Origin of the sequence: Streptomyces sp. NPDC049627, assembly GCF_044465645.1 — a bacterium.
Lineage (GTDB): Bacteria > Actinomycetota > Actinomycetes > Streptomycetales > Streptomycetaceae > Streptomyces.
Genome location: NZ_JBITLW010000005.1, coordinates 519410 through 532741, shown reverse-complemented (window position 1 = coordinate 532741; position 13332 = coordinate 519410). Strand labels below are relative to the sequence as shown.

Sequence of the window (13332 nt, the reverse complement as noted above, 5' to 3'; positions counted from 1 at the left end):
CCGTGCTGATCTTCGCCGCCTCCGACAAGGGAGGCACGGGCCGCTCCGTCACCAGCGCCAACCTCGCCTACCACCGCGCGCTGGCCGGGGACGACGTCTGCTACCTCGACTTCGACTTCGGCTCGCCCACCGCCGCGGCCGTCTTCGACGTGGCCGACGCCCGGCAGGCCACCGAGGACCGCGGCCTGCACGCCTATCTCATAGGAGAGGTCAGCGAACCGGCCCGCATCGACGTCTGGGCCGAGACCGAGCACCAGGTGCTGCGCTTCCCGCCGCCCGGCTCCGGCCGGCTGGTGCTGATGCCCGGCGACGTCAGCGGCGGCGAGTTCGCCACCGGCGACGACAACCTGCGCCGCTGCGTCGACCTGCTGATGACGCTCTACTACGAGTTCGACCTGGTCATCGTCGACCTCAGCGCCGGCCGCTCCTACGCCGTCGACATGGCCCTGGAGGCCACCGCACAGCCCGAGATGCGCGAGGTCACGGCCCGCTGGCTGGTCTTCCACCGCTGGACCCGCCAGCATGTGGCGGCCGCCGCCAGCCTGGTCTTCGGCAAGCGCGGCATCGTCGCCGGCGGCGTCCACCGCGGCCACGACGAGGAGACGCTGCGCAACGCGATCCGCTTCGTGCGGGCCGCCGTACCCGACCCGGAGTCGCCGCTGTGGTCGCAGGTCTCGCCCACCCAGTCGGCGTGGATGCGCAAGACCGACGGCGACCTCAAGCAGCTCGCCTCCAACCACGGCATCGGCTACAGCCAGGTCCTCGGCTCCGTGCCCCTCGAACCGGTCCTGCAGTGGCGCGAGCAGCTCATCACCGACGAGGACGTGCTGGACAGCCAGATCGCCAACCAGGAGACCTGGCAGGCGCTCAGCCGGCTCGCCGGCCGGCTGACCGACGACAAGTACTGGGAGCAGGCGTGAGCGAAGCCGTGTTCCAGGAGACCACCGCGGAGCTGCGCACCCAGTCCGTGCCGCTGGCCCACCTCTCCCTGGAGCTGGGCCACCTCTACATGGAGGACTTCGAGGCCGGACCCAAGCGCCTCGGCGAGCACTTCGCCGAGGTGCGGATCTGGGTGGACGCGGTGCGCGCCTCGGCGGCCCGCCGCAGCAAGCGCCCGCGCATCAGCACCTGCTTCCTCGTCGACGACTACTTCACCCGCTTCTCCACCCCGGCCGAGCTGATCCCGATGGTGCTGAAGGAGGCCGAGAAGGCCGGCCTGGTCATCGACTACCTCGCCCGCGAGTCGGCCTGCGCGGTCGCCGACCGCGTCGACCTCGCGGAATCGGTCATGCACCGTCTGGTCGAGTCGCCGCCGCCCGGCAGCTACGGCTCCCGCCCGCCCGTCAGCCAGACCGGCTGGCTCGCCAACGGTCAGCGCACGCCCACAATGCCCGGCCCCGCGCTCGGCGGCAGGGCCAGGGGCTGGGAGCCGCCCCAGGAGACCGCGGCCCGCAACCACTCGGTGTTCATGGACGTCGAGCTGTGGTCCGACAAGGACGGCCGGCGGCTGTGGTCCTGCCCGTTCCTGGCCGCCGTATGGCAACTGGCCCGGCTGGGTCTGTTACGGCACCTCGGTGAGCCCGTGCTGGTGCCGAAGGAGTGGCAGGGCGAGGACTTCCCGCACGACTGGGACCGCCTCGATCCCCTCATCAAGCTCACCGACACGAAGGCGCCGTTCAGCGCCTACCGCACCTGCACCGTCATGCCGAACCGCTTCCTCGCCGTCGAGGACGCCGTACGGCTCATCCTCGACCAGATAGACGTCGACGCCGGGGCGCTGCAGCAGGTCGCCAAGCGCTCCGCCGACGAGGGGATGCCGGTGCCGGCGGCGGTCGCGCAACGCGCCACCTACGTCTTCTACGAGGAGCCCGGCGACGTGGCCGGGGCCGAGGAGTCCTGACATGACGGCGGCCCCCGGACAGCCCGCGCCCACCGTCCTCGCCTGCGGCGAGGTGCGCACCTGTCTGCTCCCGTCCTTCCAGGCGCTGGACGGCCGGGCCGCCGCCCAGCTGCTGAGGCTGCGCGCCGACGTCCACGTCCGGGTCTCCGAGCGGCCCAGCCTGTACGTCCTGTCCCCCGAGGTACTGACCGGGGTGGACTGCCGGCTGCCCACCTCCAACGGCAGCAAGGTGCGGGCCGTCGGTACGGTGGCCGCCCGCGCTGCGCTGACCGAGGGCCGCCTGCTGCAGTCGACCGCCTACTTCAGCCTCCCGGCCGCCGGGCCCGACATGCGCCGCCCCTGGGGCCAGTACCTGGTTCGGCCGGGGCTCGTCGAACCGTTCGGCAAGCTGCCCCGACAGGCCATCGCCGAGGGCGTGTTGCGCGGCGCCGGGCGCGGCGAGCTCGACCTCGGGATGATCGCCGAGGGCCTGCTGGCCCAGCTCCGCCGCCATCCGCTGCTCGACCGCCGGGTGCCCTTCAAGTCCAGCCCCACGCGGCTGCGCTGGGTCGCACGGCGCACCCCGGCGGGTGAGCGGGCGGCCCTGGTCAACTTCACGGTCGCGGAGGGCGGCCTGCGGACCATGGAGCTACGGCTGCCGGAGCACATCCCGGCCGCATCCGCAGCGGGCATGTGCGAGGATCTCGCCCTGCACGACTGGCTTTTGACGACGGTTCAGCACATGCTGGACAACAGCCGTCTCGGCGCGGCGGACGGGCCTTCGGTCGTCGAGGCGCTCCATCCGGTCGTGGTTCATCTGCTGCATCTGTGGATGCCGCGGGCCCACGTGGACCCCGCGCTGGGTCACCTGTGGGACGTACTGGAAGACAAACCGGGGTTCTCCCGCCAGTGGGAGAACCTGAGCCGGCGCATCAGAGATCGACTGGCCCTCCAGGCCGTGGCGATGCCGCACCAGGCGCTCAGCGACGCGCGCTGAGGAGCGGCACCACAACCAGAAACCCGACGGGGGATGAGACATGAGCGGAGCGTCTTTAGGAACAGGGAACAACGGACAAACACCGCCGGCGCAGAACCAGCGCGTGCCCAAGCTGCTCTGGCGGATCCTGCTCAGCGTCGTGGTGGCGGGCGGCACCTTCGTGCTGACCAGCGTGCTGGGCGTGGACGACGGGAACATCTGGCAGCTCACGGCGTCCATCGCGATCGGCAGCGCGGCGCTGATCGTGCAGTACCTCGTGGCCTTCGGGGACCGGTTCGAGAAGGTCGACACGCGCTTCAACGAGATCCTCGCCGCGACGACGCTGTTCAGCCAGGTCGACGGTTCGGTGCTGCGCTCGGACGAGGTGACTCGGCTGGTACTCGGTTACACCAAGGTCCGGGAGCAGGGTGGCGACATCGTGCAGGCCTTCGCCGAGAAGGAGCTGGGCCGCCTCGCCAAGATGATGGAAGGCCTCGGCAGCGGCAGCGCGGACTGCCCCGGCGAGAACCACGAGTGGCTGATCGACATCACCGACTGCGTCAAGATGACTCTCGACGCCACCAGCACCTCGGTGGACCGGGAGTTCTGGACCAGCGGGCCCGCCGACCGGTACCTCGCCGCGCAGGAGAAGGCGATCAAGCGGCGGGGCGTGGAGATCCGGCGCCTGTTCATCGTGCGGACCGAGGACGAGGTCACGCCGGAGCTCAGAGCGCTGTGCGACGACCAGCGCAGGCGGGGTATCGACGCGCGTATCGCGGTGCGGTCGCTGATGGAGTCCAACCCCCGGGTGAGCGACTTCATCGTCTTCGACGGCGAACTCTGCCACGAGACCAAGCCGGACCAGGAGAACAACCCGGACAGCACGCTGCTGAGCACCGAGCCGGACCATATCGAGGACCACATCACCCAGTTCAACGACCTGTGGGCGGAGGCGGAGCGGCAGGCGGGTCCGGAGCCGCAGCCGACGGTCACCTCGGGGGCGTGAGGTCGAGCGGAACCTGACCTACGATCGGAGGTCGTAGGAAGGGGGACGGGCATGGATCCGCAGATCGCCGACCTCGCCAGGACGGCGGGCACGACGATGGTGACACTGATGGCCACCCAGGCCTGGGAGGCGGCCCGCGACGGAGTGGTGGCGCTCTGGCAGCGCTTCCAGCCCGCGAGGGCCGAGAGTGTCGGCGACGAGCTGGAGGCGACCCGCGAGGACCTGCTGCTGGCGCGTGAGGCGGGCGACGAGGCGTCGGAGGCCGAGCTGGCCGCCGAATGGCAGGGGCGGCTGCGCCGCCTGCTCCTCGCCCGTCCCGAGGTCGCGGAGGAACTGCGGCGACTGCTGGCCGAGTTGACGCCCCAGCTGCCGCAGCAGCCCCTGATCGGCGAGATCCACCTCCGCGCCGAGGCCTCCGGCAGCGCCCGTGTGTACCAGGCGGGCCGCGACCAGCACATCACCGAACGGTGAGCGGCGGCGGGGCGATCGAGGGCCGGGCGTCCGGCCAGGGCCGGGTGTACCAGGCGACCGGCGAGCAGTACATCGAGGAACACCACCACCACTACGCGCCCGGGACGGCTCCCCTCCTGGGCGGCGCGCCGACGCCTCCGGTCACCGCCGCCGACTCCGTGCGCGTACCGCTCGTGGGCCGCCCGCCCGGCATCCTGCGCAACCGTCAGCAGCTGCGCAGCACTCTGGGCGCGGCGATCGCCGGGCCCGGCGGCGACGTCCATGTCGTGCACGGCATGGGAGGCCTGGGCAAGACGGCCGTCGCCCACTGGCTGTTCACCGAAGCGGCACGGGCCCACGGCCGCGTCGGCCTGTGGGTGAACGCGTCCGACCGGATGTCGCTGCGCGCCGGCATGCTCGCGGTCGCCGGTGACCGCGGCGCGACCACCGGCGAACTCGCCGCGGCGGCAAGCGGCCAGCGCGCCGCCGCCGATCTCGTCTGGCACTACCTGAACCACTCCGCCGAGCGCTGGCTGCTGGTCCTGGACAACGCCGACGACCCCACGATCCTGGAGGAGGGCGGCTGGCTGCGCACCAGCCCGCTGGGCACGGTCCTGGTGACGACGCGGGTCGCGAACTCGCCGCTGTGGCGGGGGCCGGGTGTCTTCCGCCATGCCCTGGGGCTGCTCCCGCTCCAGGACGCGGCCCAGCTCCTGTGTGACCTCGCGCCCGACGCGGGTACGCCGGAAGAGGCCCGCAAGGTGGCGGAACGGCTCGGCCGGCTGCCGCTCGCGCTCACGCTGGCCGGCTCGCATCTCGCTCACCAACTCCTGGAGTCGTGGACCATGGATGAGTACGACCGCAAGCTGACCGAGGAGTCGACCGCGATCGTCGATCAGGGCGCGCTCGGCAGGGGCAGTGGACAGTCCCGTCAACTGGTCAGCCGTACCTGGCAGTTGTCCCTGGACGCGCTCACGGCTCAGGGGTTGCCCGAGGCGACGGCCCTGCTACGGCTGCTGTCCTGCTGGTCGGCGGATCCGGTGCCCTTGTCGATGCTCATGCCGGCCGCGCGCGGCGAGGTGGAGCTCACCGGCTTCGACCCCGCGCTCCCGGCCGACCGGTTGGAGGCCGCCCTGCGCGGACTGCTCGACCACTCCCTGATCGAACTCGTCGTGTCGGGCGGCACGCGGTGCGTCAGCGCGCACGGGGTGCTGCTGGACAGCGTGGCCGGGGGTGTCCCCGACGGGCAGCGTGCGGCTCTGGGACCGGCCGCGGCCCGGCTGCTGAGCGCCGCTCTGCCCGACCCGGACGACACCTCCGAGGAGGCGCGCGCCGTATTGGCCATGCTGGCCCCGCATGGTGTCGCGCTCCTCCGTACCGCCTCGGGCGAGGAGATCGTTCGGGTAACGGCTCTGGTCGTACGGCGGATGTACGAGGCGGGGGACTGGTCAGGAGCTCTGGCGCTGGCCGAACCCGTCGCGGAGATGGTGGGACGGCTGCTGGGCGCCGAGCATCCCGTGGCCCTCGATACGCGCGACGTAGTGGGACAGGCGCTGCACCGCATGGGGCGATACGCCGAGGCTGAGGTGGTTCACCGGCGGGTGCTGGAGGCCCGTGAGCGAGTGCTCGGCCCCGACCATCCGGACACGCTGCGCACCTGTCTGGCGCTGAGCCAGCCGCTGGATCTACTTGACCGGGACGAGGAGGCGGAGCACTTCAACCGGCGGGCGATCGAAGGCCAGCGCCGCGTGCTCGGCGAGGACTCCGTCGAGACCCTCTACAGCCGGGCATGTCTGCTTGAGGTCCTGCCTCAGCTTGGCAAGGCGGAGGAGTTCGATGCTGAAGCCCGAGCCGTCGTCGAGGACTGCGAGAGGTTTCTGCCGCCTGACCATCTCACCACCCTGATGGCCCGCCACCTCCACGGCTACGGGCTCCATCTGCTGGGGCGGAACAAGGAGGCGGAGCCCCTGGCTCACCGCACCCTTGCCGATCGTCGGCGCATCCAGGGCCATGACCATCCGTTTGCGCTCAGTGCGCTCACCCTCGTCGCCAGGATCCTGCATGGCCTCGGTAGAACCGACGAGGCTCTTCCGCTCCTTGAGGAGATCATCGAACATCGCGAAAGGACGGTCGGTCCGGAGCATCCGCTCGTGGTGGAGCTCCGCCAGTGGCTCACCGAATGGCAGCGATGAACTCCGCCCAGGCGTCGGCGCCGATCATGAGGATATCCCCGGATGGGAGTTTGCTGTCCCGGACGGGGACGACGCCGGGGACTCCGTCGGCGACCTCGACGCAGTCCTCTCCGCCGTTGCCTCCGCTGTAGCTGCTCTTGCGCCAGCTCGCGCTGCTCAGGTCGTACTCGCGCATCGTCTGAAGTCCTCCGCCGCCGACTCGATCAGGGCCAGGGACGCCTCCGGCGACAACGCGGCAGCCCTGATCAGATCGTAAGACGCGCGTGCCCCCTTCACCACAGCCGGTTCGTCAAGCAGGCTGCCCGAAAGCACCCCTTCTGTATAGACAGTTGGTGGAGCGTCCTCGAAGTCCATGAGCTTCATCTGCCTGCCCATCTCAGGGTGCGCCCCAGCCGCGAACGGCAGCACTTGAACCAGCACCTTGCGCTCTCGCATCAGTGTTGCGATGTGGTCCAGCTGACTCGCCATGACCGCCGGGCTGCCGACCGGGATGCACAGGGCCGTCTCGTGCAGAACCGCCCAATACACGGGGCGTGTAACGTCCTTGAGGATCCGGGTCCGGTCCATCCGCCCCTTGATCAGTTCCTCGATGTACTCAGTGGCTGCCAGCGGCTTGTTGGCGAGGAACATCGCCTGCGCGTACTCCCGCGTCTGAAGAAGCCCTGGGACCACAGCCGGCGCGTACTCGCAGATCTCCGTCGCCAGCCGCTCCAGTTCCGCCACATGTGCGAAGTACTCCGTGTACGGCTGCTCCTTGATGAGCTTTCGCCAAAGCCGCTCGAAAATACCGTCGGTTTGCAGCGCTTCGTCAATCCGCTGAGCGACATCCAATTGCGGCTTTCGAATTGCCTGTTCGAACTGGCCGATATAGCCGCCGGATACGAAGACCCGAGACCCCAGTTCCACTTGGGTGATCCCGGCGTCCTCCCGCCGCCGTTTCAGCTCGGCCCCGAAGAACTCCCAGGCCGCCTGACGTGAACCATTGGCCATGGCCAACCCCCTTGCCCTGCCCTGCACTTGTAGCGCCCTTTCGGGGCACAGACTCCTGCCGAGTGTAGGCGTCGCAGGTCAGGATGGAGATGAAATGAGTGAAACCCAAAGGGGAGGGGAGTCAGGTGACGGCACGACACTCGGCGCGCTGCGTCGAAGAAGCGGAGGAAGCAGTGAAGGAATTGCGGGCGGCGCTGGAGAAGGCAGGAATTACGCTCCCGACACTCCGGCTGGAGCCGGCGAGTCTTGCGCGTGAAGCTCCTTGCCCGCTCGTCGAATTGGGCCGATGCTCGGTCGAGACCGCGCAGCGCCTCGCGGTGGTGCTGCGATGAAGCCGCCGATCGGGTCGTACGTGGTCGACACCCGTTCGGGGAGAATCGGCATCGTGATGGGCCACGAGGGGCCGTACGTGCAGCTGAGGCCGTACGGCGGCGGCAAGGAATGGGACGCCGAGCCGCGCCACGTACGACAGGCCACCCCTGCCGAGCGGCTGCGCGCGGCGACGGCGTACGCGAACGCACGCAGCCGGGGTGAGGTTCCTTGACGTAGGGGCGGGCGCATAGGGTGCGGCGGCATGGGCTTGTGGAGATGGCGGAGGAGAGGGCCGAAGGCGGCCCGGCGCTACCCCGTGCCGCTCACCATGCACCAGCTGTGGATGGTGTCGCTGAGCGCGCCGGTGAGCCGGGACCGGGGCGCCTCGCGCACGACGCTGTACCCGTTCGTGCGGATCGACGAGGAGGGTGCCCGGCGCCGGCTGGCCGAGCAGTGGGAGATCACCTCGCGCGCGCAGCTGACCGGCCGGCTCGACGAGCTGTCCCGCAGCGGGTACCGGGCCCGGGCCTACCGCCTCACCGGCGTCGCGCCGCTCGCCTGGGACGCCGCGCTGTACGTCGACATCGCCCGGCGCGGCTTCGCCTGCGGGCTGATCACCGAGTCCGACGCCTGGACCGCGCTGAAGAACATCGTGCCGGCGGTGGCGGGGACGTACGGCTCGTGGCAGGAGTACGCCGATCACTATCTGCTCGGGCGGCGGGTGTGGCGGGACGGGCTGCGGGGGAGGACGCCGGACTCCGGTTCCCCGGCCCGGCAGGAGGCCGCCGATGCTCACCTCCAGGCCCTTCTGGACCCGGCGAACCGCGCCAGCCCGTGGAACATGGCCCCCTGGGATGCCATAAGCCACCCCGACCGCACCCTCTGACTCCCGCCGTACGCGAGAATGACCCCATGAGTCTGTTCCGCGACGACGGCATCGTGCTGCGCACCCAGAAGCTGGGTGAGGCGGACCGGATCATGCTGTGCTGCCCCGGGGGACACCCCCCGGACCCCCGGCCGGAAACCCGAGGGGGTGCCGGATGAGTCTCTTCCGGGACGACGGCATCGTCTTGCGCACCCAGAAACTCGGCGAGGCGGACCGGATCATCACGCTGCTCACTCGTGGGCACGGGCGGGTGCGGGCCGTGGCCCGGGGTGTGCGGCGGACCAAGTCGAAGTTCGGGGCGCGGCTCGAACCGTTCTCCCATGTCGACGTGCAGTTCTTCGCGCGGGGGAGCGAGCTGATCGGGCGGGGGCTGCCCCTCTGTACCCAGAGCGAGACCATCGCGCCCTACGGCGGCGGGATCGTGACGGACTACGCGCGCTACACCGCGGGGACCGCCATGCTGGAGACCGCCGAGCGGTTCACCGACCACGAGGGCGAGCCGGCCGTCCAGCAGTACCTGCTCCTCGTGGGCGCCCTGCGCACCCTCGCCCGCGGTGAGCACGCCCCGCATCTCGTTCTCGACGCCTTCCTGCTGCGGTCGCTCGCCGTCAACGGGTACGCCCCCAGCTTCAGCGACTGTGCGAAGTGCGGGATGCCGGGACCGAACCGCTTCTTCTCGGTGGCCTCCGGAGGCTCGGTCTGTGTCGACTGCCGGGTGCCCGGTAGCGTCGTACCCTCGCCGCAGACCCTGGAACTGCTCGGTGCGCTGCTCACGGGAGACTGGGAGACCGCGGACGCCTGCGAGCCGCGGTATGTCCGGGAGGGGAGCGGGCTGGTGTCCGCCTATCTGCACTGGCATCTGGAGCGCGGGCTGCGTTCGCTTCGGTACGTGGAAAAGTAAGGGAGACGAGAAACACATGGCCGTGAGTGGGTTCCTGGGGCGCCGGCGCCGTGAGTACAGGACGCCGGAGCCGCACCCGTCCGGCGCCCGCGCGCCGAAGCTCCCCGGCGAGCTCGTTCCGAACCATGTGGCGATCGTCATGGACGGGAACGGCCGCTGGGCGAAGGAACGGGGGCTGCCGCGCACCGAGGGCCACAAGGTCGGGGCCGAGCGGGTGCTGGACGTGCTCCAGGGGGCGATCGAGATGGGCGTCGGCGCGATCTCGCTGTACGCCTTCTCCACCGAGAACTGGAAGCGGTCGCCGGACGAGGTGCGCTTCCTGATGAACTTCAACCGCGACTTCATCCGCAAGACCCGCGACCAGCTCGACGAGCTGGGGATCCGGGTGCGGTGGGTCGGCCGGATGCCCAAGCTGTGGAAGTCGGTCGCCAAGGAGCTCCAGGTCGCCCAGGAGCAGACCAAGGGCAACGACAAGCTGACGCTGTACTTCTGCATGAACTACGGCGGCCGGGCCGAGATCGCCGACGCCGCGAAGGCCCTCGCGGAGGATGTGAAGGCCGGGCGGCTGGACCCGTCGAAGGTGAACGAGAAGACCTTCGCGAAGTACATGTACTACCCGGACATGCCGGACGTGGATCTCTTCCTGCGTCCGAGCGGCGAGCAGCGCACGTCCAACTACCTTCTCTGGCAGAGCGCTTACGCCGAGATGGTCTTCCAGGACGTGCTGTGGCCGGACTTCGACCGGCGTGACCTGTGGCGCGCCTGCGTGGAGTTCGCGTCCCGCGACCGACGGTTCGGCGGTGCGATCCCGAACGAGGAGCTGCTGGCCATGGAGGGTAGGCAGGAGTAGGGCCTGTCACTTCCTGCCGTTACGATCACGGCTCGTCACCGCAGGACAGGGGAGGGGCCGTGATCGAGGAACAGGCTGTGGAGCCGAGAGCGGATCAGGTGGTGCTGGAGTTCGAGTACCGGCACGCCGACATGACGGACGGCTTCAGGACGCTCGTGCGCAAGCGAGGGGTGGCCGGTTTCATCTACCGCCCGGCCTTTCTCGTCGTTTTCGGGCTCCTGGGAGCGGCCCTCCTGGCACTGGCGGTCAGCCAAGGCGACAACCCGGTCCCCGGGGGGATCTTCGTGCTGTGGGCGGTGTTGATGGCCTTCGCACCGCATTTCATGGGCCGCGCTTCCCTGAAGGCGAAATAGCACCAGGGCCTGGTCCGCGTGACGGTGTCCGCCGAGGGAGTACGGCTCGTCGGCGGACACGCCGACCTGCGTACCGGCTGGGCCAACTAGGGCAGCTATGCCGAGTCCGACCGCGTCTTCATCCTGCGCAGCCCGGACCGGGCGGGGCGGTGCGCGATGATCCTCGTCAAGCGGGGAGCTGCTGAACCAGGGGATGTGGACCGCCTGCGCGCACTGCTCGACAGCCATCTGGCCCGCGTGTGACTGAACGGCCTCGTCCTCGAACGCCGGGCGGGCTGACCGACTCAGCCCGCCCGGCGTTCGAGGACGAGGTCCCTTCAGGGCCGAAGCGGGGTCTGGGGGCGCAGCCCCCAGGGACGCGCACCCCCCCGCAGCCGCAGCGAAACCGGCTCAACCCGCGGCGCACTCCGCGCACGTGCCGAAGATCTCCACCGTGTGTGCCACGTTGACGTACCCGTGCTCCGCCGCGATCGCGTCCGCCCACTTCTCCACCGCGGGCCCCTCGACCTCGACCGCCTTGCCGCAGACGCGGCAGACGAGGTGGTGGTGGTGTTCGCCGGTCGAGCAGCGGCGGTAGACCGACTCGCCTTCGGAGGTGCGCAGGACGTCGACCTCGCCGGCGTCGGCGAGGGACTGGAGGGTGCGGTACACCGTGGTCAGGCCGACCGAGTCGCCCTTGTGCTTGAGCATGTCGTGGAGCTCCTGCGCACTGCGGAACTCGTCGACCTCGTCAAGGGCCGCCGCCACGGCTGCACGCTGTCGCGTGGCTCGGCCCTTCACGGGCGGTCCTGCCGTCGTCACCGGTTGCCTCCTCACGTCTGGCGCCTTGCCGGGCCATTGTGCCAGCCCGGCCTGGGGGCAGTCAGACGCCGACCTTCCCGTCGCTTCCCCGGCTGGCCGGAATCGCGCACTCTGCGGGGTCCCCGGCGGGCTGTGCCGCGGCCGCGGCGCGGGCCCTGCGGCGGGCCAGCGGAGCCGCCAGCACCGTCAGCGCGATGAACGCGCCGATGGTCAGCAGCACGATCGTCGCACCGGGCGGGACGTCCTGGTAGTACGAGGTCACCGTGCCGCCGATCGTCACCGCGACGCCGATGCCGACGGCGATCGCGAACGTCGCCGCGAAGCTGCGGCTGAGCTGCTGGGCCGCCGCCACCGGCACCACCATCAGCGCCGACACCAGGAGGAGGCCGACCACCCGCATCGCCACCGTGACCGTCACCGCCGCGGTGATGGCGGTGAGCAGATTCAGGGCGCGGACCGGCAGGCCCGTCACCCTCGCGAACTCCTCGTCCTGGCTCACCGCGAACAGCTGGCGGCGCAGGCCGAGGGTGACCAACACCACGAACGCGGCGAGCAGGATGATCGCCGTCACGTCCGACTCGCTCACCGTCGAGAGCGAACCGAAGAGGTATGAGGTGAGGTTGGCGTTCGAGCCGGTCGGCGCGAGGTTGATGAACATCACGCCGCCCGCCATGCCGCCGTAGAAGAGCATCGCGAGGGCGATGTCTCCGCGGGTGCGGCCGTACCAGCGGATCAGCTCCATCAGCACCGCGCCGAGGATCGACACCAGCGTCGCCATCCACACCGGGGACCAGGAGAGGAGGAAGCCGAGGCCGACGCCGGTCATCGCGACATGGCCGATTCCGTCGCCCATCAACGCCTGGCGGCGCTGGACCAGGTAGATGCCGACGGCCGGGGCCGTGATGCCGACCAGTACCGCGGCCAGCAGCGCCCGCTGCATGAAGTCGTAGTTGAGGAAGTCCATCAGCTCAGCAGTCCCGTCCGGATCGGTTCGGCGTCGTGAGCCGCGTGCGGGTGTACGTGGTCGTGGCCGGGCAGCGCGTGCTGGCCGACGGCCTTCGGGGGCGGGCCGTCGTGCAGGACGCAGCCGTCGCGCAGGACGACCGCCCGGTCGATCAGGGGCTCCAGGGGGCCCAGTTCGTGCAGGACGAGGAGGACCGTCGCGCCGGCCGCGACCTGTTCCCTGAGCGTGCGTGCCAGCACCTCCTGGCTGGCCAGGTCCACGCCCGCCATCGGCTCGTCCATGATCAGCAGCTCGGGCTCGGAGGCCAGGGCACGGGCGATCAGTACCCGCTGGTGCTGGCCGCCGGACAGGGCGTTGACGGAGTCCTTCGCCCGGTCCGCCATGCCGACGAGCTCCAGGGCGCGCCGTACGGCGGCGTGGTCGGCCTTGCGGAAGACGCCGAAGCGGGTGCGGGACAGGCGGCCGGAAGAGACCGTCTCCGTCACCGTGGCGGGCACGCCGCCCGCCGCCGTCGTGCGCTGCGGGACGTAACCCACCCGCGCCCAGTCGCGGAACCGCCCCCGCGGGGAGCCGAACAGGTCGATCTCGCCCGCGCTGACCGGGACCTGGCCGATGATGCTGCGCACGGCCGTCGACTTGCCCGAGCCGTTGGCGCCGAGCAGCGCGACGACCTCACCGCGTCCCACGGTGAGGTCGATGCCGCGCAGGACGGGGCGCGAACCCAGCTCGGCGCGGACGCCGCGCAGCGATATGACGGGCTCGGTCATGCCGT

17 protein-coding genes are annotated in these 13332 nt (G+C 70.4%); 12 read left to right on the top strand and 5 right to left on the bottom strand.

From position 1 onward, the window contains the following. Nucleotides 1–2: 2 nt before the first annotated feature. The 6 genes from ACIBU0_RS16875 (at nt 3) to ACIBU0_RS16850 (ending at nt 6503) form a co-directional block, all read left to right on the top strand. Nucleotides 3–920: an SCO2523 family variant P-loop protein gene (locus tag ACIBU0_RS16875; RefSeq protein WP_398818207.1), complete on the top strand. Its 918-nt coding sequence runs from the start codon at nt 3–5 to the stop codon at nt 918–920. Next, nucleotides 917–1900, top strand: a complete 984-nt coding sequence (locus tag ACIBU0_RS16870; RefSeq protein WP_398818204.1) for an SCO2522 family protein — start codon at nt 917–919, stop codon at nt 1898–1900. Before ACIBU0_RS16875 ends, ACIBU0_RS16870 begins: the two co-directional genes overlap by 4 nt. Before the next feature lies 1 nt (nt 1901). Next, nucleotides 1902–2876 (top strand): SCO2521 family protein, encoded by a 975-nt coding sequence (locus ACIBU0_RS16865; protein WP_398818201.1) that lies wholly within the window; start codon nt 1902–1904, stop codon nt 2874–2876. Nucleotides 2877–2979: 103 nt separating this feature from the next. Then, the gene (locus tag ACIBU0_RS16860) at nt 2980–3861 is read left to right on the top strand and encodes a DUF6879 family protein (RefSeq protein ID WP_398818198.1); all 882 of its coding nucleotides are present in this window, start codon (nt 2980–2982) and stop codon (nt 3859–3861) included. 51 nt (nt 3862–3912) lie between these two features. Then, on the top strand, nt 3913–4332 hold the full coding sequence (locus tag ACIBU0_RS16855; RefSeq protein ID WP_398818195.1) for a hypothetical protein: 420 nt from the start codon (nt 3913–3915) through the stop codon (nt 4330–4332). Then, on the top strand, nt 4329–6503 hold the full coding sequence (locus ACIBU0_RS16850) for a tetratricopeptide repeat protein (RefSeq protein ID WP_398818193.1): 2175 nt from the start codon (nt 4329–4331) through the stop codon (nt 6501–6503). Before ACIBU0_RS16855 ends, ACIBU0_RS16850 begins: the two co-directional genes overlap by 4 nt. Here the strand turns inward: ACIBU0_RS16850 and ACIBU0_RS16845 are convergent. Both ACIBU0_RS16845 and ACIBU0_RS16840 read right to left on the bottom strand, forming a co-directional pair. Next, nucleotides 6484–6678, bottom strand: a complete 195-nt coding sequence (locus ACIBU0_RS16845; RefSeq protein WP_398818190.1) for a DUF397 domain-containing protein — start codon at nt 6676–6678, stop codon at nt 6484–6486. The genes ACIBU0_RS16850 and ACIBU0_RS16845 overlap by 20 nt on opposite strands. Next, nucleotides 6660–7493, bottom strand: a complete 834-nt coding sequence (locus ACIBU0_RS16840; RefSeq protein ID WP_398818187.1) for a helix-turn-helix domain-containing protein — start codon at nt 7491–7493, stop codon at nt 6660–6662. Before ACIBU0_RS16840 ends, ACIBU0_RS16845 begins: the two co-directional genes overlap by 19 nt. 328 nt (nt 7494–7821) lie before the next feature. Here ACIBU0_RS16840 and ACIBU0_RS16835 point away from each other — a divergent pair, with 328 nt between their 5' ends. The 6 genes from ACIBU0_RS16835 to ACIBU0_RS16810 are packed head-to-tail and all read left to right on the top strand — an operon-like array spanning nt 7822 to nt 10795. Next, nucleotides 7822–8037 (top strand): hypothetical protein, encoded by a 216-nt coding sequence (locus ACIBU0_RS16835; protein WP_398818184.1) that lies wholly within the window; start codon nt 7822–7824, stop codon nt 8035–8037. Nucleotides 8038–8067: 30 nt separating this feature from the next. Then, nucleotides 8068–8691 (top strand): DUF1266 domain-containing protein, encoded by a 624-nt coding sequence (locus ACIBU0_RS16830; RefSeq protein WP_398818181.1) that lies wholly within the window; start codon nt 8068–8070, stop codon nt 8689–8691. Between the two features lie 26 nt (nt 8692–8717). Continuing rightward, nucleotides 8718–8849 carry a hypothetical protein gene (locus tag ACIBU0_RS16825; RefSeq protein WP_398818179.1) on the top strand — a complete coding sequence of 44 codons (132 nt, stop codon included), beginning with the start codon at nt 8718–8720 and terminating at the stop codon, nt 8847–8849. After that, nucleotides 8846–9592, top strand: coding sequence for a DNA repair protein RecO (recO, locus tag ACIBU0_RS16820; protein WP_398818177.1), 747 nt, complete (start codon nt 8846–8848; stop codon nt 9590–9592). The genes ACIBU0_RS16825 and recO overlap by 4 nt, the downstream gene beginning before the upstream one ends. A 16-nt stretch (nt 9593–9608) precedes the next feature. Continuing rightward, complete coding sequence (locus tag ACIBU0_RS16815; RefSeq protein WP_398818174.1) at nt 9609–10442, top strand: isoprenyl transferase; 834 nt, start codon at nt 9609–9611, stop codon at nt 10440–10442. 59 nt (nt 10443–10501) lie between these two features. Continuing rightward, nucleotides 10502–10795: a hypothetical protein gene (locus ACIBU0_RS16810; protein WP_398818171.1), complete on the top strand. Its 294-nt coding sequence runs from the start codon at nt 10502–10504 to the stop codon at nt 10793–10795. Nucleotides 10796–11185: 390 nt separating this feature from the next. Here the strand turns inward: ACIBU0_RS16810 and ACIBU0_RS16805 are convergent, their stop codons facing one another. From ACIBU0_RS16805 to ACIBU0_RS16795, 3 genes are all read right to left on the bottom strand, one after another. Next, nucleotides 11186–11596 carry a Fur family transcriptional regulator gene (locus tag ACIBU0_RS16805; protein ID WP_398818169.1) on the bottom strand — a complete coding sequence of 137 codons (411 nt, stop codon included), beginning with the start codon at nt 11594–11596 and terminating at the stop codon, nt 11186–11188. Nucleotides 11597–11657: 61 nt separating this feature from the next. Next, complete coding sequence (locus ACIBU0_RS16800; protein WP_398818166.1) at nt 11658–12560, bottom strand: metal ABC transporter permease; 903 nt, start codon at nt 12558–12560, stop codon at nt 11658–11660. After that, complete coding sequence (locus ACIBU0_RS16795; RefSeq protein WP_398818163.1) at nt 12560–13327, bottom strand: metal ABC transporter ATP-binding protein; 768 nt, start codon at nt 13325–13327, stop codon at nt 12560–12562. Before ACIBU0_RS16795 ends, ACIBU0_RS16800 begins: the two co-directional genes overlap by 1 nt. Between the last annotated feature and the right edge of the window lie 5 nt (nt 13328–13332).